The sequence below is a fragment of the Numidum massiliense genome (genome assembly GCF_001375555.1).
GTDB lineage: Bacteria > Bacillota > Bacilli > Thermoactinomycetales > Novibacillaceae > Numidum > Numidum massiliense.
In genome coordinates, this window is sequence record NZ_CTDZ01000009.1 from 687,339 (window position 1) to 707,646 (window position 20,308).

Below are 20,308 nucleotides of genomic sequence, written 5' to 3' on the forward strand. Positions count from 1 at the left end.
AATGAAAGCACCCGCAACCCGTATTTAATGCACGCGCAATTTTGGAGATCAGGTTAAACAGATTTGCGCGAAGTGCTCAGGGAGCAGGTTTTCCCTCTGTACAGAGTTTTGCTCATGACAATAGAGCAGCCAGCTTTGCTTACAGTGCATTAGGATGTGCTCCCTCCCTTTATTTGTTGTTTGAAATAAGAAAAACCCTTTAGGTGACCTAGAGGGTTAATGTTGTGCACGACGTGCACGTTCCGTTCCCCCTAGTCGAGTTTTGGCACTATACAACGTAAAGAGCATATGCTCTTAGCCACATTGAGAGAAGCCTTATTCCGGCAACTCCTGTTCTACCCATTGGCATCTTTCGATATTTCCGGGCAGTGGCCTATGTTTGTATAGGAGCCTCACCTAACGAGGACATATATTCGCTTACATTTTAATTATAAATCGAAAAGGCCACTTTGTCAAAAATAGGTAGTTTTAACACGATATGATAATAAAAAGTTTAATAAATTGCTAAGCCGCTAGAAGGGCATATACATAAAGTCGACACATATACAAATTGGGATGCGCAAACGGATTTGCACGCGAATACTGTAACAGAGGTTGACATTTCGCACCGCGGGAAGTATGATTTTTTTGTCTAACTTCTGTCTAACTTCGATACGCCACATGAATGGAACAAAGGGGGAATGATACGCCGTGGACAGTAGCAGTAGTCACTTACCTCAAAACCCACAATTTAACAAGCTAATCGGGAGAGGTATTACGCGCGTAACAACCTCCGATGGCATTCATCCTTTCGAGTAGTTTTTCCTTTTTATTACACGAGTACTGATGAATCGTGAATCGGGTCCGATTAAGAGCCGTTTTTTATTGAGCGGGAATACTTTCGGAACAAACGTGCGATGTCCCCACTCCCTTCGTCTCTCTGCTAGTCGCAGCGGGACTATTTATTGATTGACCAAAATAAGGAGAGGGAGGAAGCCAAATGACCTATTCTACTTTTGGCCGGCACGTTGCCGCTGATTTATGGGGAGTCGCCTTCGAACGCATCAATAACTGTGATTACTTGCAAAACCGCCTCGTTGAAGCAGCGGAAATGTGCGGGGCAACCGTATTATCTATTCAAGGGAAGCAATTTGCGCCGCAAGGAGTTACTGTCTTGCTGTTGTTGTCTGAGAGCCACCTTTCAATTCATACGTATCCCGAAAAAGGGTTTGCCGCGTTAGACTGCTACACTTGCGGCGATACCGTCGATCCGGAAATTGCGATCCGTTATTTGTTATCTGTGTTGCAGCCGGAGACATTTCATTTGAAAAAGATGATCCGCGGAATGGGAGAAATTCGCGTCGAATTACCCCATTGTCTCGTAGCGGCTGTGGATGAATGGTGAGTGATATTGGTATTGTTTTGATAATGATCGGGTATATGTCGCGACGGAGGGATAGTGAAAAATTGGGAAGAAATGATCAGTACACGGCTCGTCGTGCAGTTTAGGATATTCACGAACGGCAAAGGTTTAGCCGACACTTTTTGTCGTCGACCCCTTGTAGCGTTGTTACCCTAGGGGATGGACGACAAATTGAAAAATGGAGGTATTGCGAGGTTAGGGGAGAGAATAAGAGGAATAGTGGGATTATGGGGAACTGCGACTGGGATTAGACGATTGCCTCGTGCTTGTTTGGGTTATATGATGGGAGTAAGTAGCTATAAGCGTTTTTTTGGGTTTGGATCTTACCTATGAGGAATTGAAACAGGCTCATACGGGTTGAGCCGCGATACACCGCTCCGCGAGTTTGGATCTTACCTATGAGGAATTGAAACTAAAATCGATCATTACTTGTACTTGTTCATCTGACAAGTTTGGATCTTACCTATGAGGAATTGAAACTCGCGTAGCGCCCATGTATCAGCCGGAATGTACAGGTGTTTGGATCTTACCTATGAGGAATTGAAACGTGTCCGGGACATGGTCAACCTGCTCCGGGAGGCCGGTTTGGATCTTACCTATGAGGAATTGAAACTGAAAGAATATTGGGGTGTTCATCGTGGAATGAACAGGGTTTGGATCTTACCTATGAGGAATTGAAACCCATGACCGTCTCCTTTCGATGCTTCTACTTGTATCGTTTGGATCTTACCTATGAGGAATTGAAACCGGGGTTCGTCGATTATCTCCGAACCACCTATGACAGTTTGGATCTTACCTATGAGGAATTGAAACAAACGCTTAGGGCGTCTTCGATCCTCTCCCGATCAGCTGTTTGGATCTTACCTATGAGGAATTGAAACATCAGTGATGTATTTCTGAATGTACCGTTGGTCAACGAGTTTGGATCTTACCTATGAGGAATTGAAACTAAATCTCTGCCAACTCGCCAAACGTAACAAACTCGGTTTGGATCTTACCTATGAGGAATTGAAACAAAGTCATGTCAGGTGAGGCATATAATAGTGCTTCGTTTGGATCTTACCTATGAGGAATTGAAACATCCCAGCCATCCCACACTCGTTCCTCCGCGCGCCCGTTTGGATCTTACCTATGAGGAATTGAAACACGCTAATGCCGGTAACTAACGGCGCTAGCGCGTAGAGTTTGGATCTTACCTATGAGGAATTGAAACAAAGGAATGACGATCGGCATCATCGGAGGCTGGCGCCGGTTTGGATCTTACCTATGAGGAATTGAAACCCTGCTGGCACCTCGCGAATTACCTTGATGTACTCACCAGTTTGGATCTTACCTATGAGGAATTGAAACTCCGAATGCGGCAGCTCGTCCCCTTGAACCTGGAAGTTTGGATCTTACCTATGAGGAATTGAAACCAAGATCGTCATAATCCAGCCCTATTTCGATTTTCGTTTGGATCTTACCTATGAGGAATTGAAACAGTATAGTGACAGAGTGAAAGAGATCGTTGCGGTGGTCGTTTGGATCTTACCTATGAGGAATTGAAACGTCGCGGCTAAGCGAGAATTGAGCGCGAGCGGGAGTGTTTGGATCTTACCTATGAGGAATTGAAACTCCCGTTTTGTGATCAACCCGTACTCCGATTTGGAGGTTTGGATCTTACCTATGAGGAATTGAAACCTGTGAGTGGGATTTCCCCGCTCTGGCACGTAAGCGTTTGGATCTTACCTATGAGGAATTGAAACCACCACTCGGACACCTTTTCAGGCGCTGGAATGGCCGGTTTGGATCTTACCTATGAGGAATTGAAACTCTAATCTGGTCGGTATTCGATAACATCTTCGATTTTCGTTTGGATCTTACCTATGAGGAATTGAAACTCCCGCACAAGCTTTTCCATCCAGCCGAAGTCTTGTTTGGATCTTACCTATGAGGAATTGAAACTAAAATCTGGTCTCATCCTCGTCCAAGACCCGAAGAAAGTTTGGATCTTACCTATGAGGAATTGAAACACTGAGGATGAAATACGACGGCGGTTAGGCGTTGCTATGGTTTGGATCTTACCTATGAGGAATTGAAACGGTGTGGCGCGCAGGGTTCACGGGCTAGTGCCGCGTGTTTGGATCTTACCTATGAGGAATTGAAACGGAATCCAGCGTTGAGTAGCTTGTTTCCGAGCTCTGTTTGGATCTTACCTATGAGGAATTGAAACATTGTCATCTGCATCGCCTGTTCTCACCAGACGAATATGTTTGGATCTTACCTATGAGGAATTGAAACCGGCTGTACAGAAAAGATAACCGCGACGAGGTATTGAGTTTGGATCTTACCTATGAGGAATTGAAACGACGCTGGAGTTCACGGGGACATCCAAAAGGGGGCGGTTTGGATCTTACCTATGAGGAATTGAAACGGTGCTACCACGTCGTCGCGCTGAATTCCAGAATCTTTCAGGTTTGGATCTTACCTATGAGGAATTGAAACCACTGTTCAACCAGGTATTAGAACGGTTCGGCGCGGAGGTTTGGATCTTACCTATGAGGAATTGAAACATATATGGGGACATGTTGTTTCCATCCGGTCGTGCAGTTTGGATCTTACCTATGAGGAATTGAAACCCGATATCGAGAATGTGGATTGGCCGCACGCGACCGTGTTTGGATCTTACCTATGAGGAATTGAAACGTCGAACGAGACAAAGGTGTTTAGCAGCGAGCACAAAGTTTGGATCTTACCTATGAGGAATTGAAACGGGAACAATGATATTTGTTAGTGTCTTCATTTCAATGTTTGGATCTTACCTATGAGGAATTGAAACGAAAAAATCCAAGAAAAAAATAACCAAAAGGAGAAGTTTGGATCTTACCTATGAGGAATTGAAACCTGCGCATCGCCGACGATAGCACATTGAAGGTGATGGTTTGGATCTTACCTATGAGGAATTGAAACTTGTACGGGATATTCGTGGAAACAAAGACAATCCGGTTTGGATCTTACCTATGAGGAATTGAAACCTACTATGCAGGCTAGGAATAGTCTAGTGTTTTCAAGTTTGGATCTTACCTATGAGGAATTGAAATGTGATTTCCGCACTGAAAGATTCTGGCATCTCGTGGGAGTTTGGATCTTACCTATGAGGAATTGAAATCGAAAGACAGGCGTGTACCCGTACGTCGAAGCGCCGTTTGGATCTTACCTATGAGGAATTGAAATATCTCGACAAACACGATCCGACCGCCAGGAAACAAACAGTTTGGATCTTACCTATGAGGAATTGAAATACCCACGGGGCGTTCAAAGATGTGCTCGCGTACGACGCAGTTTGGATCTTACCTATGAGGAATTGAAATAGAAGAAAATACAAAAGAAGAACAAGACGAAGAACAAGTTTGGATCTTACCTATGAGGAATTGAAATCTCGTCCCTAAGGCCATACGAGGATAGAAAAGTGAAGTTTGGATCTTACCTATGAGGAATTGAAACGATGTATTCTACAGTTTCTCGGTACCACGCTCGGGAGTTTGTATCTTACCTATGAGGAATTGAAACCAGTAATACAGGTGATACCTTTTACCGAGCGCATTTTGAGTTTGGATCTTGCCTATGAGGAATTGAAGTGTGACATTTTCGGGAGGAAACTTGAATTACCTTACGGAATAATATACAATTATGTCCAGATGGGTTGCATCCAGTGACGTTTATTTTTTATGCTTTTCCAAGCGACCATCTTTTCATTAACTTTTATAGAAAGCGCTAACATCACTCGCATTCATTCGAAGCGAGCTGTAGTAGTGAGATTTCAGAAAGGTATTCTTTAGAGGTATTCGGTACATCTCTGCAGAATCATCTGAGTAAGAGCAAGACTTCGGATGTAGATGGGTCTTTAAATTGTCATGAGGGGATGGGTTAAAGTGAGTAAAAAGTCTTCTATTGTCGCTCTAACTATTGTTATGTTTCTGTCCCTTTCTCTTGCGATTGGTTCCGTCTCCAACGCAATGGGGAGTAGCACTCTTGAGCTGGAAGAGACGTTTACTACCGTGAGTAACGGTTGGAGTAAAGTTGAACGTTGGAGAGATACGCGCCAACTATTTTCGATGGAAGATTATCCACCGGACGGTCGGGGTGATCAGGATGGTCAGCGGTTAACTTTTTTTGGCGGGGTGAAGAAACCTCATTCTAGCCGTTTTCTATTGTATTACGGCCCAAACTACGATTCGAACCCGATGCCTGTTCCGGTGCTTCTCGTTCACGGAGCCAACGATCATGCCGACCGGGCGTGGGCGAACCCGAATGAACTAGGCTCATACGGATGCGGTGCCATAAAATGTCCTGATACCGGTTTGATGCAGTATCTAGTTGGGAAAGGTTACAAAGTGTTTGCCATTAATTTTCCACACAAGCAGGGTGACAATTACTATTCCGCTCAACAAATTAGCGATGCCATTACCATAATTAAGGACGAAACCGGAGCGAGTAAAGTCGATGTCATCGGTTGGAGCAAGGGTGCTTTTGCGGCGCGGATGTATGTTTCGTCTGTTACCAAGCCTAGTGGTACCGCTTACGCGAATGATGTCCGTAAGCTAGTTCTAATCGGTAATCCTAACAAAGGCTTCGATTACATTTTTCGTCACGGTTGGTGGCATAACTTCAGTATCTTTCCAGAATGCGGCGGCCAAGTGAATGCACCATCACCACATACGGAAATGGTTTGTTACGGATTATGGAATAAACACCCAGAATTGTCCATATTCAATACTGGCTCTGGTAACTTTTATCCAGGTCAAAAACAGATGTTGTCTAGATGGGACTTGAAATACCCTCTCCCAACCTATGAACAGGATTGGTATACAACATATTACGGAGGTAGGGGTCTCTACACAGCAGGTAACGGCATTGACGCGGCTATTGCGCAAGGATCGTTAGTACAAAAAATTCTCGATGCGGGCATCCCAGCGTCAATCGAAACGTATTTACTTTCGGGGGACCAGAATGACATTCCGACGATTCATAATGAACATATGGGGCCGAGTGATGGTGTCGTTTTTATAGAAAGCGCAGCTTCAAGTGAAGGTATTGGCAATATGGCTGGAAACGTCACTGTCCAGCATAACCATTTGGAACTCGGATGGGCTTCGGCTTCAGCACATCAGATTGATCGGTGGCTCAGGCAATAGGATAATACTTATGAAAATACTCATAAGGAGGAGCAACACATGGCACTACAAACGTATGAGAAGCGTTCAATCCAGACAAAGCGGCTCAACGTCTCTTATTTAGTTAGCGGGAAACCAGGGAATGAACCGCTCATTCTCATCCACGGAAACGTATCGTCAAATCTTTTCTTAGAAGATACCGTAAAATTGGTAGAAAACTACCATGTGTTCGCCCCAGACCTTCGCGGCTACGGGGAAACGGAGGCGCTCCCGATCGATGCGACGCACGGGTTGCGGGACTGGGCTGACGACCTAAAATCTTTTGTGGATGCATTAAATATTGATCAGCCGATGCACTTACTTGGATGGTCTATGGGCGGCGGTATAGCGATTCAGTATGCCATCGATCACCCTAAAGATGTAATGTCTATCACCTTAGTAAACCCCATTTCTCCATACGGGTTCGGGGGGACAAAGGATATCTCGGGAACTCCTTGTTATCCGAATAACGCTGGATCCGGGGGCGGGACGGTCAACCAGCAATTTGTAGAGAGTATACGTACTCAAAATCGAAGCACAGAGGATGCAAACAGCCCGCGTCAAGTGCTGAATCAGTTTTACTTCAAACCGCCGTTTCGCGTCACGGAAGATAAGGAGGAAGCGTTTGTCGATTCGATGCTGTCGACTCGCGTAGGAGAAGGGTTTTATCCAGGTTCGTTTGAAACGTGTAACGAGTGGCCAGGCGTAATCCCCGGGACAGACGGCGTAAACAATGCGCTTTCACCTAAATATATGAACTTGTCTAGCTTCGTGCAAATTGCGCCGAAGCCACCCGTCTTATGGCTACGCGGATCCGACGATCTAATCGTTTCTGACACGTCCTTCTTCGATTTTGCCTATTTGGGGAAGCTCGGTCACGTACCGGGGTGGCCAGGTGACGACGACTTCCCCCCGCAGCCGATGGTTTCGCAAATGAGGCATTTTTTAGAAGCCCGGTGATTTAAATCAACTAAACCGCCTTACCTGTAAGTGAAGCGAAGCGATTAACGATAATAGTGACGAAAAAAACATGGAAACCTTTGTCCCTATTGTCCTGCGAGTTGGATTTTGGCATGCCAAAATCCCGGTTTGAGTTGGTTTTTTCTTAAACCGGAACCGGCAAAGTCTTTTGAGGTTCTGAACCATTGCTGTCAATAGCGCTTGTTCTTGCATGCAGTCTAGTCCCCGGCTGCGTGCGCGGTCGAGTCCGTGATCACATTTACTCTCGGCAAATATATGCTCGCATCGCGTGCGTAGCTTTTGGAGGTGGCGATACTTACTAGATAGCTGAATAAGTCTCGCTTTATTCTTAACCTGAACGGCCTTGACTTTGGCCAGCCGTTTGCGTTGTAATTTAGGGTTTCGCGTTTGGCGTTTCCATGTAGGGACGTCCTCTAATGTTAGATTTCGCAAAGAAACCAAGGGGATCATCCCCTGTTCGAACAGGGCATTCAAGTAGTCTGGCGTACCGTATGCTTTATCGGCTGAAAGGGTGCACACACGAATGGTCGGATGACAAAAACGAATCGCCGCAAGTTGTTGCATGCTCGTTTCACGTTCAGCCACTCCAGATGCTATGCTGGCTTGTGTCGACAAAATGACGCCCGATGTGACATCTGTTACATTGTGTATTAAATACCGTAGGTGAGCCTCTTGCCCCTTTGCCTTTTTATACAACCGTGCATCAGGGTCTGTTTTACTGCGGTGTGTCGCGTTAGAAAAAGTCTTTCCGTGAAAGTTCTCATGTGTGGCTTCTTCCTGCAGTCCCTGTTTTTTTCTCGATGCTTTGTCGGCTGAACCGGGAGACGATGGCGGGTCATCGTCGGTGTCATGAGGCGATGAAGACGGTTCAGCTTGACCGTCTTGTTGAGCGATTCTCGCCAAATAGTCCTCAATGGACTCTACGGGTGTACAAGTCATTTCTTTTAAGCTGTGAATCGAAGCGTTAGCCCGCACCTGAGTCCCGTCGACGCCAACGTGAACATCGGGCTTGACCAATCCTGCTGCAATACATTGATTGATTACATGAACCATAAGCTTTTCAAATATACCGTGTTGCCGCCAAAGTTTCCGAGTCTTGACAAGCGTCGTCCGATCCGGTAGCGATGGGCGGGAGGGATCAGGATGTTGAATTGATTCAAAATCGAGCCCACAGAACCACAAGTATCCCGCATGCATAGGAAGTATCTCATACAGGCCGCGTTCGGAGTGGTTAAATAAATAGGAAAGTAGGATCAATCGCACGATGCGTTCCGGGTCGGCAGCCGGTCGTCCACTTCGTTCCGTATATAACGGAGCCACCCAGTCGTAAACGCAGGAGAAATCGATCGCTTCATTTAATTGTCGTAAAATATGACTTTTGGGTATGAGTGCTTCCATATCGATGAATTGAAACAGTTGCGGTTGGGTTGCGGATGATTTTTGTGCTTTCAAGGCTCTCACGCTCATTTCACAAGATCTTGTCACTCACTCTATTTTATACGATTATAACTTCGATGACGACTTTTTCACCGGGCTTTTAGAGCGGTATGAAGAGGCGGGAGGGGCATATTCGGAGATTGTGATCGAAGATGCAGGACATGCGCCCCATATCGAGAAACCGGATATATTTTTAGAGGAATTGTATAGTTTTTTACGAGCTAACAGAAAATAGACGTACATCTGTTGGCAATACGGCCTGTAAGACAGCTCTTGTCGACTTCCCTCAATTCACGCTCGATTTGTTGCGGTCGAGCGTGAATCGAATCGCACAATCGGCACAACGTCAACTGTTGCTCGGACGGGCAAGCAGTTCGCGCTCTTGTTCTGTAAACGTAAATCCTTCGCCTAATACTTCTTGGACATCACTGACAACGATAAAAGCGTAAGGGTCGACGTGGTGGACGAGTTTTTTTAAGCGGGAAATCTCGCTTTTGTTAACCACACAATAAAGCACTTCTTTGTCGTTGCCAGTAAAGCCACCGCGTCCTTTTAACAATGTCGCGCCTCGGTTCATCTCTTTAATGAGGTAGGAGGAGATTTCGGCTGGTGCAGAAGACACGATGATCGCCGCTTTGGCCGAATAGACCCCTTCTTGGACAATATCGATGACACGGGCGCCCACGTATAAGGACACGATGGTGTACATCGCAATGTCGCGGCCGAGAAAATAGGCTGAAGTGGCAACGACGGCTAAGTCTACGAGAAATAACGAGCGGCCAACACTCCATCCAAGGTGTTTTTCCATTAACCGTGCGATAATGGCGGAACCGCCAGACGTTCCGTTGAAGCGGAAGATAATGCCGATGCCGATACCGATCATTACGCCAGCGTACAGTGCGGCGAGCAACATATCGTCTTTCATCGGCTCGCCGATGCCGTTTGTCATCCATAGGGCCACGGAGGTGGCTGTCGTAGAAATAACGGTATACACCATTGGCGTTCGTCCGAGTTCGCGCCAACCGATGATTAAGAGGGGGAGGTTAAGCATCAAGTTGGTTAAAGCGGGCGACCAGTCAAATAAATATTTTAAAAGCAGTGTGATTCCCGTCACACCACCTTCTGCTAAATGGTTCGGAATGGCAAAATAGTTGATCCCGAAGGCAAAAATAAAAGACCCCAGTATTACCATGGATACATTTTTCACATGCTGTTGCATACGTCATCACCTTTTACGATTACAATTTTTCCGTGGTCACCTGTACAATTATATAGATTGCCTTCAACGGGGACAAGAGGGAGTGACAACAGCTTTTTTCGGTCTGGCAAGCGGTAAACAACACCGTATAATGATGAGGAATAGGGATCTAGGAGGGGGCTTTTATTGGAGAGATATGGAAAGACAAATCCTTGACGAATTAAAAGCGGACGAATTACAAGCGATCAAACGCGAGTTACAATCGATGAATAACCGAGAAAAGCAGCAGAAGGAAAAGACAGAAACGACCAATCACGATAAAAGGTTGTCTCATTTCCTGGCGTTTTTTAAAGGTATCATGAATTGCCGTTGTCGTTGTGGCCCCTACGATTGCTATTGCGATCGGAGTTATTCAAGTATTGACGAGTTGGCTAACGAAATAAGAAAATATGAAGGACGAAGAACTGCGCCGCCTATGACAACAGATGACGTCACGTGCGGCGCAGTCCAATTTCGGTCGCATCATTCAAGAAGATACCCTTAGATGCTCATATACTCACAAAGTCTATATTCGCAGATATTCGAGCCTGATACTTACTTTAACTCCGCGATTCGAGTCTGATCCTCAGAATATTCAAGTTAGATACTCAAGAATGGCGCTAACGTGAACGGTTAGGACTTCTTTTCTTCAACTTTATATACACAGCGATTTTCCCCAGTCAGAAGGTGTTCAGTTCGTTCAATGTGAACGTCGTCCCCTAAGAGAGAGCGGAACAGGGACAATTCGTTTTGGCACAGCTGCGTGCAAGCAGCGGCGGCGTCACAGATCGGGCAGTGCTTCTCCACGAGCAAAAATTGTCCATCCTCTTGTTCGCGAATTTCAGCCATGTATCCTTCATCCGTGCGAATCGCGGCTAATCGCCTTAGCTTCTCCTTGAGATCAGTTGCATCCGACATGCGCGCTAAATATTGATCGTGAAGTTTTTTATTGCGGACGTGTAATAATTTATCTAGGCCTGATTGCCCGAAGGATTCCTTCATCGCATCGATTAAGCTAACGGTTAGCTCTGAATAGCCGGTTGGAAATAGTCGGTTCGCTTCCGAGGTGAGACGCCATAGCTTAGCTGGACGTCCCATCGGGCGAGCTTCTTCCTCAAAATCGACCAGTCCTTTTCCCTGTAGGGAGTATAGATGCTGGCGAACAGCCATGCCGGTGATTGATAATTCCTGAGAAAGCGTAGCGACGTCCATCGGCCCGTGTTGCTTGAGGAGATCGACGATCGTTTGCCGTGTTTTACTGGACGATTCCTTTTTCGTACGTGTTCTGTTCGAGTGCATTTCAAAACTTCCTTCCATAGACAGCGCGAAACGCAATTATTAGTAAATATTATAAATAAATATATTGACAAAGTCAAAGGTAGACCTTAACATCAGCTTTATAAATCAAAAACTTTATAAAGTAATTTATTTGTAAAGGTGGTGGCTATGTGTAGCAAACAGAGGCGTGGGCGTGGCATGTAGCAGGCATTGGGCGGTGCATACAGTGCAAGATGTGGTCCGTGTGATGAGACCCGAACCGAAAAAGTAGTTTTCCAAATTAAGATACTGTAACAAAAAGAAAGGGGTTAGGATGATGAACGTTAGCGATTATTTACAGCGGTTGAACGTCGCAGAGGAGCCGAGACTGGACTGGCAGTATTTAGGTGTTTTGCAAGCACGACACATGTTGACGATACCCTTTGAAAATCTTTACATTATGGAGGGTAGAGAAATCGAGTTGGATGTGAACGCCTTTTTTGACAAGATGGTTGTTCAGCAGCGAGGCGGGTTTTGTTACGAGTTAAACGGTTTGTTGTATTGGCTTTTACGGGAACTCGGTTTTGACGTGTTTATGCTTTCGGGCCGGGTGATGCGCGCGGAGGGCGGATATGGCCCCGAATTTGATCATATGGCATTGCTCGTAAGGCTAGGACAAGATTATCTTGTCGACGTCGGTTTTGGGGACTCTGTTCGATCGCCGCTACCTTTCTCGGGAGATGAAGTCCACGACGTCAGCGGTACGTATCGTTTGCAGAAGGATTCGCTTGGGGAATCAGCATATTTCTTCCAGAAGGTCATCGAAGGGCAATGGGTCAGTGAGTTCAAATTTACGACGATTCCTCGGGAGTTAAATGAATTTACTGGGATGTGTCGATACCAACAAACGTCTCCGGAATCTCATTTTACCCACCGACCGATCGTCTCCATCGCCACCGACGATGGCCGGATCACCTTGTCGGGAGATCAGCTAACGGTAACGGCTGGAGAGGAAAAAAAGAAGCTTACGATTGCCTCTCCGGAACAGCGCCGCGAAATATTAAGGGACTACTTCGGTATTTCGTAATCTGTATCGCCGGTTTAATATTGTGAGACAGTCCTAGTGAGCTTTGATCGCCGAACATCCCGTTCCCTTGAGGCAAAGGGACGGGATGCTTTACGCAACTTTTTGTTAGGAAGCGTGGCAAGTTTTGTTCAAGCGAGGGTTTCACGGCTGTTAATCGGTTACGAGGTGGTCGTAACTTCTACACCAAAATGATTAAACTGCGCGATTTCCTCATCGGAGAAGTGCGCATCCGTAATAAACGTATCGACTTGTGATACGTCGGCAAAAGAAGCGATTGAGCTCTTCCCGATTTTTGTATGGTCGACTAAGGCCACAACTTTGCTCGCTTTCTTGAGCATTTCCCTTTTTAATTCCACTTCGTATATATTAAAATCCGTCAAGCCGGTATCAAACGTGAATCCGTTTGCAGAAGTAAACATCGCGTCAACGTTTATTTTGTTCAGGACGTCGACGCCGAGTGTCCCTTCGAGGGAGCTCGAACCGGTTCGGACGACGCCGCCTAGTAAGATCACTGTGATGTCGGGGTGATCCCTTAACTCTAACGCGGTGTATATGCCGCTGGTGACGACCGTTAGACGTTTTTTTCCTCTCTTTAACAAACGGGCTAATTCTAAAACTGTCGAACTGGCATCGAATAACACACATTGTCCATCGGTAATTAATTGTACGGCCTGGGAAGCGATGTGCATTTTTTCTTGCTTGTTCTTTTTTTTCCGCGTCGAAAAGCTCGTTTCGTTTTCGATATAATCGGTAAGTACTGCTCCGCCGTGTGTGCGCGTTAACAAACCTTCTTTTTCCATTTGATTTAAATCGGATCGCAAAGTCGCTTCAGAAACGTCTATTTCCTTAGCGAGTTCTTTTACTGTTAAGCGTTGGTTTTTATTTAAGATCTCCATGATTTTGTTTCTTCTTTCGGCAACAAATAACTTGACCATACAACCATCCTATCTATTTGCATTCTTCTTCTAATGGTAGTGCAAATCGATGCGCTAATCAAGCGCTCTACTTATGATATTAGAGGCCTTTTACTCCCTAACTGGATTGCGGAACGAAAGTAACCGCAAATAGATGGTGGGGATGCTAGTGAATAGTAAGTGTTAATGAAACGACAAAAAAGAAAAGTAATGAGTAAAAACGAAAATAAATCGTTGACAAAACGATAAGTAATGATAAGATAAAAAATAACTGATCGCAACAAAGCGAGGAACGATGCGTTGAAACCGATTGCAAAACTGCAAAAGGAGGAGATCAATCATGCCGAAAACGAGTGTGCAACGAAAGGCACAGCCAGTTGACATTCCGAAAACGATGAAAGCGGTTGTCGCTTATGCGCCCGGGGACTACCGGTTCGAGGAAGTAGCGACGCCGACAGTGGACAATCCGCAGGAAATAGTCATTAAAGTTGAAGCTTGCGGGATTTGCGCCGGGGACATTAAAGCGTTTGACGGTGCACCTAGCTTTTGGGGCGACGAGACACAGCCGGCTTACATTAAAGCGCCGATGATCCCTGGGCACGAGTTTATCGGGCGGGTTGTCGATAAGGGGGCGGCAGTGACGGATTTTGAAATCGGTGACAGAGTCATTTCCGAGCAAATTGTACCGTGTTGGGAGTGTCGCTTTTGTAGGCGCGGGCAGTATTGGATGTGTGAAACGCACGATTTGTACGGGTTTCAGAACAACGTGAACGGCGGTATGGCCGAATACATGAAGTTTACGAAAGAAGCCATTAACTATAAAGTTCCAGAGGATTTGCCGATTGAGCAGGCGATTTTAATTGAGCCGTATGCGTGTAGTTTGCACGCCGTACAGCGTGCCCACATTCAGTTGGGGGACATCGTCGTCATTTCCGGTGCGGGAACGCTCGGTCTAGGGATGGTCGGCGCGGCCAAAAAGTCGGGACCAGAAAAGCTGATCGTCCTCGACCTGAAAGACGAGCGTTTGGAATTAGCGGCGAAATTCGGAGCCGACCTTGTGTTAAATCCGACAAAAGTCGATGTCGTAAAAGAAATTAAGGCGCTGACGGACGGGTACGGCTGTGACGTATACATCGAAGCGACGGGACACCCGAAATCGGTGGAACAAGGCTTGCACATGATCCGCAAACTCGGTCGTTTTGTCGAATTCAGCGTGTTTAAAGACCCGGTGACTGTCGATTGGAGTATCATTAGCGATCGGAAGGAACTGGACGTCTTAGGGTCGCATTTAGGACCATACTGTTACGATCTCGTCATTAAAGGCATCCATAGCGGCGATTTGCCAACGGAAGGTGTCGTGACGCATAAATTGCCGCTCGAAGCTTTTGCAGAAGGATTTGCTTTGATGAAGAAAGGGGATAAATCGTTAAAGATAATTCTTGAACCGTAGGTTAGAATCGGCGTTCAGGACCGAATTGAGGATCGTAATTTTAGGATCGCGGGAAGACCGTAATTCAGGACCGTAATTAAGGACCGAATGAAAGGATCCCAGTTCTAGAAACCGGCACGGATGGCGTTACGCAAGCTGACGGGGAATAGGCATGAATGGACGAGATGCATATTTCCCCGTCACTTTATCGGTTCTTATATCAGAAGATTAACAACGTTAAAGAGGGGCGTATCAAATGACGGATCTCGTACATAAAGGCCGTTTTATCGATAAAATTGGCATCCCGTCAAAAATTTTTTGGGGCTATGTCGGCGTCCTTATTTTTATGATGGGGGACGGCCTAGAACTCGGTTGGCTCAGTCCTTATCTACTCGACCAAGGCATGACGATGCAACAGTCAGCATTTTTACTAACTGCGTACGGCGTGACGATTGCCATTTCTTCATGGTTTTCCGGTGTGCTCGTGGAAATGTTCGGTCCGCGGAAGACGATGCTTCTAGGCCTGCTGCTGTACATTTTCGGGACGATCGGGTTTGTCGGGTTCGCGATCCCCAACCTTTCTTATGCGCTCATGCTCCCGACATACGCCCTCCGAGGGTTCGGGTACCCACTCTTTGCGTACAGTTTTCTCGTATGGATTGCCTACCGTAGCCCGCAAAAACAGCTCGGTGCAGCCGTCGGCTGGTTCTGGTTTGTGTTTACGGGCGGTTTGAGTGTGCTGGGCGCCTACTACTCAAGTTGGGCGATTAAGCACTTAGGACATATTAACACGTTATGGAGCGCCCTTTTTTGGGTTGTGCTCGGTGCGATTTTTGCACTCCTGTTTAACCGGGACAGGATGGTACGAGGTTCAACTGACCGAAAAAGTAGGGCCTCTAAAGTGAAGGGGCTGTTGAAAGGGATCACTATTGTGAAAAGAGAGCCGAAAGTCGGCATCGCGGGTATTGTACGCATCATTAACCAAGCGGCCCAATACGCGTTTCCCGTCTTTCTACCGACTTATATGGCTCGGTACGGCATTGAAACAACCGTTTGGCTTAATTTATGGGGGTCGATTTTCCTTTCAAATATTGCCTTCAACCTCTTTTTTGGGTTTATCGGAGACAAATTTGGCTGGCGCAACACGGTGATGTGGTTCGGTGGCGTAGGATGTGGGACGTTTACATTGCTATTGTTCTATGTGCCACAATGGTTCGGCGGCAATTTGTTGTTGATCCAAATTGTCGGCATTTTGTGGGGGGCGTGTCTTGCCGGTTACGTGCCACTATCGGCGCTTGTTCCTTCTCTCGTTAGAGAGGACAAAGGTGCCGCGATGTCTATTCTCAACCTCGGGGCCGGTCTTTGTGTCTTCGTTGGTCCGGCTATCGTCGGTTTATTCTATGATTTAGTCGGTAGCGAAGGGGTCATTTGGATCCTCGCGTGCTTGTACTTTTTTGGCGCGTATTTGACGAAATTTATCCATTTGCCCGATCGTGCGAAAACAGCCGGAGATGCGCCCGTAGGACATGAAAGTGGAAAACGTTCAGATGACCCCTTAGCCGTGAACGGTACTGTTAGGTAAGGTGAGGCAAAGCGAGTAAGTGGACTAGCAAAACAGGGAGTCATCGCCAAGCTCCGAATGTGACATTCAAATACGTAGCGGGGAGAGATTAATCGTGAGAATCGCGTTAGGATCCGACCACAACGGGTATTTCCTTAAAGAAGAGCTAAAAAAGCACGTGCAGGATCTCGGACACGACGTCATTGACTACGGATGTGATTCGTGTGAAGCTGTCGACTACCCAGATGTCGCCTTTCGCGTGGCTGAAGATATCGTGAGTAAAAAAGTGTCGCGAGGTATCTTGATTTGTGGGACGGGGATCGGTGTCGCCATTGCAGCAGGAAAAGTTCCTGGGGTCCGAGCGGCTCTCTGCCACGATACGTATTCGGCGGAGCGGGCACAAAAAAGTAACAATGCGCAAATTTTAACGATGGGTGCCCAAGTGATTGGCGTACAATTGGCGAAGAAGGTAGTAGATGCGTATTTGAAGGCGCAATTTAGCGGGGGTAACTCCGGGCGGAAGGTACAGAAAATTATTAATAAGGAAAACGAGTTATTGAAAGGGGAGGCAAACGGTTATGAAGAAACTCATCAATAATGCAAGAGACGTTGTCGAAGAGACGCTTGAAGGGTATGTAGAGGCACATCCGTCATACGTCAAACAACTTCCCACAAGTAAGCGGTCACTAGTGACTGCTAAAAAGACGCGCGACGGTAAAGTTGGCGTATTAATCGGCGGGGGCTCCGGTCACGAACCGGCATTTTTGGGCTATGTCGGTGCAGGCATGGCTGATGCCGTGGCAGTCGGAAATATTTTTGCCTCCCCACCACCTAATCCAATTTTAGAAGCGACGAAAGCAATCGACAAAGGAGCCGGTGTCGTCTACGTTTACGGAAATTATGCCGGCGATGTGATGAACTTCGGCATGGCCGCTGAACTTGCTGAGCTAGAAGCGGGGATCCGCGTCGGGCAAGTGATTGCCACAGACGATGTCGCCTCAGCCCCTAAGGAAGAGGCAAACAAACGTCGCGGCATTGCTGGAGAGTTTTTCGTTTGGAAAGTAGCGGGTGCGGCTGCGGACAGAGGATACGGTATGGACGAAGTGATGCGGCTCGCCAACAAGGCTAACGCCAACACCCGCACGATGGGCGTCGGGCTTGGCCCGTGTTACATCCCGCAAACTGGCAAGCCGAGCTTCGAACTTGCGGGCGATGAGATGGAAATCGGGCTCGGACACCACGGTGAACCAGGGATTGAAAAAGGAAAGCTACAATCGGCTGATCAGGTGGCCGACCGCCTGCTAACTGACATTTTAACCGATATGCCGCTCGCACGAGGTGCAAAAGTTGCCGTTCTCGTCAACGGGTTAGGCGCAACCCCACGTATGGAATTATATATTATTTTCCGGAGGGTTAAACAGCTGCTTAGCGAAAAGGGCATCGCCATTTACCGGACGTATGTCGGCGATTACATCACCTCGCTAGAGATGAGTGGCTGTTCGCTGACGGTGATGACATTGGATGACGAATTGGCAGTGGCCGTGGACTATCCTGTCGATTGTCCGATGTTCGTGCAAAAATAGAGGGGGGTCGCCTGCGATGTACACCGTAGAAGACTGGAAAAGATATTTTAAATCCGTTGCAGTAGCGATTGATAAGGAAAAAGACATTCTTTCAGAACTCGATCGGAAGATCGGCGACGGCGATCACGGCGTGACAATGTCGATCGGTTGGCAAGCGGTTAAGGAAAAACTAGAAGGCGAATTAAAGGATGTGCAAGATTGCGGGAAGATTTGTGTCGCGGTTGGCCTAACTTTTTTAAATGCCGTCGGTTCGACGGTCGGGCCGTTGTACGCGACTGGTTTTCTAAGGGGCGCAATCGTGCTACAACAAAAATCGATGCTGTCGGGAGAGGACCTTGTGCAATTTTGGACGGCTTTTGTCGACGGGATTAAGGCGCGTGGACAGGCGGAAGTTGGCGACAAAACGATGGTCGATACGTTTGCTCCCGCCAGCGATGCCTTGAGAGAAAACTTTGCACAAAGTGGTGATTTGCTCCGTGCTTTTACGGAAGCCGTTGCTGCTGGGGAACAGGGCATGCGATCGACACGAGAACTTATCTCGAAAAAAGGCCGTTCGAGCTGCTTGGGACAGCGGTCGGTAGGCAATCAAGACCCGGGGGCTACGTCGGCGTATATCTTATTGCAGACGTTCCTGCAATCGATCCGCGCCGTGCAAAACGTATAAGGTTTAATGCTGGATGGTTCCCTGTTACGGTAACCGTGGCGACTACCATTTCGTTTATCACAACAGCAACAAGCTATCACACAGCAACAAGCGGGAACCACCATTTGGTGAGTCGTTTCAAATGGGGTCTCATTTGTAAAGTTAGGCCGCCTTCTGCAGGCGGCTTCTTCATTTGCCACTCTCGTAGATATTTCCCATTCTTATCGCAGTGGGAGATCAGCCAATGGTTCGCATTTACATCCTTTGTGCGACAACGGTAAATCTGTATTCATCACTTTTAAAATATAGCTCGGTGTATTCGAACGGCGTATTGTCTTCTAACATATACCATAGTCTGACTTTTATCGCGGGCTTGATGTCGTTTATCTGGCCCCTATGCACAAGCAGGAACCGACACATTCAGTCAAACGTTGATGGGGCTTGGGGCACTAGGGGTCTTCATCTTCGGTTTGGCGAAGAATCGTCGGATCGGAAATAACCTATAATGATTGACACTATTGTTTATCATATTTTCACTTCAAAAACAGTCCGCTCATCCTCGGTAGCGTGTTTTGCGGAGTTGGCGTAGTTTTGGTCATTAGAAATTTATTTTAGTATAGTAGTATAAAACGTTCCGGGGGGATTGTCCGTGAAAGTCATTGGTCTCATTGGTGGGATGAGTTGGGAATCTACTGTTGAGTATTATCGGATCATTAACGAGTCGGTGAAACAAACACTCGGGGGGTTGCATTCCGCGAAGTGCATTTTGTACAGTGTGGATTTTGCCGAGATCGAACGGGATCAAGTAGCAGGGAACTGGAAAAAGGCAGGGCACACTTTAGGCGCTGCAGCGGCAGCTCTGCAAAAAGCGGGGGCGGACTTTATCGTCATATGTACGAATACGATGCATAAAGTCGTCGACGACGTTGCCGCACATATTAGTATACCGATTTTACATATTGCCGAGGCTACGGCAACGCAAATTAAAGAAAAGGACTTGCAAACCGTAGGACTACTCGGTACGAAATATACGATGGAGCAAGATTTTTATATTTCGCGTATCGAACGTCACGGCATCGATGTATTAGTACCCGTGGGAGAAGCGCGAGATGTCGTTAATAAGGTCATATTTGAGGAGTTGTGCCTAGGCGATATTCAACAATCATCGCGCGAGTATTACATGCAAGTGATTAAGAATCTCGTAGACCGTGGGGCTGAAGGCATTATTTTAGGTTGTACCGAGATTGGGTTATTACTCGAACAAGAAGATTCCCCTGTGCCACTATTCGATACGACTGTCATCCACGCGCAAGAAGCGGTCCGCAAGGCGTTAGGGGAATAACTTGCATTAAGGTGCTTGACAAATTTTAAAAGATGTCATGACGCGCGGAGGAAGCTTCCGCGCCGTATATTTACGCGACTTACGATACTTGTTAGTCTCCTATATTTTCCCTGAGAATACTTTCCCTTATAAAAAAAATGATAAAATACGCTTGTCATCTAATCTTGAGTTTGCTATAATAACAATCATTACTTTGTGATAGATTTCCCTTTAAACCATAGAACTTACAGAAACTAACTACCT

At 46.7% G+C, this 20,308-nt stretch carries 14 protein-coding genes, 1 CRISPR repeat array and 1 riboswitch; of the genes, 10 read left to right on the forward strand and 4 right to left on the reverse strand.

The genetic code is table 11. The features are described 5' to 3' along the window. Window positions 1–240: 240 nt before the first annotated feature. Window positions 241–411: riboswitch (M-box (ykoK) riboswitch) on the reverse strand. A gap of 568 nt (window positions 412–979) precedes the next feature. The 3 genes from speD (at window position 980) to BN1247_RS03880 (ending at window position 7,554) form a co-directional block, all read left to right on the forward strand. Further along, on the forward strand, window positions 980–1,384 hold the full coding sequence (speD, locus tag BN1247_RS03870) for an adenosylmethionine decarboxylase (protein ID WP_054949218.1): 405 nt from the start codon (window positions 980–982) through the stop codon (window positions 1,382–1,384). 332 nt (window positions 1,385–1,716) lie between these two features. After that, a CRISPR array of direct repeats spans window positions 1,717–5,020; the repeat unit is 30 nt; unit sequence GTTTGGATCTTACCTATGAGGAATTGAAAC. A 293-nt stretch (window positions 5,021–5,313) separates the two neighbouring features. Further along, window positions 5,314–6,576, forward strand: a complete 1,263-nt coding sequence (locus tag BN1247_RS03875; protein ID WP_231633119.1) for an esterase/lipase family protein — start codon at window positions 5,314–5,316, stop codon at window positions 6,574–6,576. Between the two features lie 39 nt (window positions 6,577–6,615). Continuing rightward, entirely contained in the window at window positions 6,616–7,554 is a 939-nt protein-coding gene (locus BN1247_RS03880; RefSeq protein ID WP_054949220.1) for an alpha/beta fold hydrolase, read from the forward strand. A 6-nt stretch (window positions 7,555–7,560) separates the two neighbouring features. Here BN1247_RS03880 and BN1247_RS03885 read toward each other — a convergent pair whose 3' ends face one another. The 3 genes from BN1247_RS03885 to BN1247_RS03900 all read right to left on the reverse strand — a co-directional run bounded on the left by BN1247_RS03885 (window position 7,561) and on the right by BN1247_RS03900 (window position 11,548). After that, window positions 7,561–9,042 carry an IS5 family transposase gene (locus BN1247_RS03885; protein ID WP_054949221.1) on the reverse strand — a complete coding sequence of 494 codons (1,482 nt, stop codon included), beginning with the start codon at window positions 9,040–9,042 and terminating at the stop codon, window positions 7,561–7,563. Window positions 9,043–9,358: 316 nt separating this feature from the next. After that, the gene (locus BN1247_RS03890) at window positions 9,359–10,231 is read right to left on the reverse strand and encodes a YitT family protein (protein ID WP_054949222.1); all 873 of its coding nucleotides are present in this window, start codon (window positions 10,229–10,231) and stop codon (window positions 9,359–9,361) included. A 651-nt stretch (window positions 10,232–10,882) separates the two neighbouring features. After that, on the reverse strand, window positions 10,883–11,548 hold the full coding sequence (locus BN1247_RS03900) for a helix-turn-helix transcriptional regulator (RefSeq protein ID WP_054949224.1): 666 nt from the start codon (window positions 11,546–11,548) through the stop codon (window positions 10,883–10,885). A gap of 295 nt (window positions 11,549–11,843) precedes the next feature. Here BN1247_RS03900 and BN1247_RS03905 point away from each other — a divergent pair, with 295 nt between their 5' ends. Then, window positions 11,844–12,593, forward strand: a complete 750-nt coding sequence (locus BN1247_RS03905) for an arylamine N-acetyltransferase family protein (protein WP_054949225.1) — start codon at window positions 11,844–11,846, stop codon at window positions 12,591–12,593. Between the two features lie 158 nt (window positions 12,594–12,751). Here BN1247_RS03905 and BN1247_RS03910 read toward each other — a convergent pair whose 3' ends face one another. Beyond that, complete coding sequence (locus BN1247_RS03910) at window positions 12,752–13,528, reverse strand: DeoR/GlpR family DNA-binding transcription regulator (RefSeq protein WP_054949226.1); 777 nt, start codon at window positions 13,526–13,528, stop codon at window positions 12,752–12,754. Between the two features lie 319 nt (window positions 13,529–13,847). Here BN1247_RS03910 and BN1247_RS03915 point away from each other — a divergent pair, with 319 nt between their 5' ends. The 6 genes from BN1247_RS03915 to BN1247_RS03940 all read left to right on the forward strand — a co-directional run bounded on the left by BN1247_RS03915 (window position 13,848) and on the right by BN1247_RS03940 (window position 20,065). After that, window positions 13,848–14,957 (forward strand): MDR/zinc-dependent alcohol dehydrogenase-like family protein, encoded by a 1,110-nt coding sequence (locus tag BN1247_RS03915; protein ID WP_054949227.1) that lies wholly within the window; start codon window positions 13,848–13,850, stop codon window positions 14,955–14,957. Between the two features lie 235 nt (window positions 14,958–15,192). Continuing rightward, on the forward strand, window positions 15,193–16,518 hold the full coding sequence (locus tag BN1247_RS03920) for an MFS transporter (protein WP_054949228.1): 1,326 nt from the start codon (window positions 15,193–15,195) through the stop codon (window positions 16,516–16,518). A gap of 94 nt (window positions 16,519–16,612) precedes the next feature. Continuing rightward, window positions 16,613–17,095, forward strand: coding sequence for a ribose 5-phosphate isomerase B (gene rpiB / locus BN1247_RS03925; RefSeq protein ID WP_054949229.1), 483 nt, complete (start codon window positions 16,613–16,615; stop codon window positions 17,093–17,095). Next, on the forward strand, window positions 17,076–18,080 hold the full coding sequence (locus tag BN1247_RS03930) for a dihydroxyacetone kinase subunit DhaK (RefSeq protein WP_054949230.1): 1,005 nt from the start codon (window positions 17,076–17,078) through the stop codon (window positions 18,078–18,080). Before rpiB ends, BN1247_RS03930 begins: the two co-directional genes overlap by 20 nt. 16 nt (window positions 18,081–18,096) lie before the next feature. Then, the gene (dhaL, locus tag BN1247_RS03935) at window positions 18,097–18,744 is read left to right on the forward strand and encodes a dihydroxyacetone kinase subunit DhaL (RefSeq protein WP_054949231.1); all 648 of its coding nucleotides are present in this window, start codon (window positions 18,097–18,099) and stop codon (window positions 18,742–18,744) included. A gap of 628 nt (window positions 18,745–19,372) precedes the next feature. Next, window positions 19,373–20,065, forward strand: coding sequence for an aspartate/glutamate racemase family protein (locus BN1247_RS03940; RefSeq protein ID WP_054949232.1), 693 nt, complete (start codon window positions 19,373–19,375; stop codon window positions 20,063–20,065). The last annotated feature ends 243 nt before the right edge of the window (window positions 20,066–20,308 follow it).

What these genes read in the sequence shown, in the direction of transcription:
- BN1247_RS03900 (WP_054949224.1), bottom strand. Translation starts at nt 11,548, where the DNA reads ATGCACTCGAACAGAACACGTACGAAAAAGGAATCGTCCAGTAAAACA.
- BN1247_RS03885 (WP_054949221.1), bottom strand. Translation starts at nt 9,042, where the DNA reads ATGAGCGTGAGAGCCTTGAAAGCACAAAAATCATCCGCAACCCAACCG.
- BN1247_RS03890 (WP_054949222.1), bottom strand. Translation starts at nt 10,231, where the DNA reads ATGCAACAGCATGTGAAAAATGTATCCATGGTAATACTGGGGTCTTTT.
- BN1247_RS03910 (WP_054949226.1), bottom strand. Translation starts at nt 13,528, where the DNA reads ATGGTCAAGTTATTTGTTGCCGAAAGAAGAAACAAAATCATGGAGATC.
- BN1247_RS03930 (WP_054949230.1), top strand. Translation starts at nt 17,076, where the DNA reads ATGAAGAAACTCATCAATAATGCAAGAGACGTTGTCGAAGAGACGCTT.
- speD (WP_054949218.1), top strand. Translation starts at nt 980, where the DNA reads ATGACCTATTCTACTTTTGGCCGGCACGTTGCCGCTGATTTATGGGGA.
- BN1247_RS03880 (WP_054949220.1), top strand. Translation starts at nt 6,616, where the DNA reads ATGGCACTACAAACGTATGAGAAGCGTTCAATCCAGACAAAGCGGCTC.
- BN1247_RS03915 (WP_054949227.1), top strand. Translation starts at nt 13,848, where the DNA reads ATGCCGAAAACGAGTGTGCAACGAAAGGCACAGCCAGTTGACATTCCG.
- dhaL (WP_054949231.1), top strand. Translation starts at nt 18,097, where the DNA reads ATGTACACCGTAGAAGACTGGAAAAGATATTTTAAATCCGTTGCAGTA.
- BN1247_RS03920 (WP_054949228.1), top strand. Translation starts at nt 15,193, where the DNA reads ATGACGGATCTCGTACATAAAGGCCGTTTTATCGATAAAATTGGCATC.
- BN1247_RS03905 (WP_054949225.1), top strand. Translation starts at nt 11,844, where the DNA reads ATGAACGTTAGCGATTATTTACAGCGGTTGAACGTCGCAGAGGAGCCG.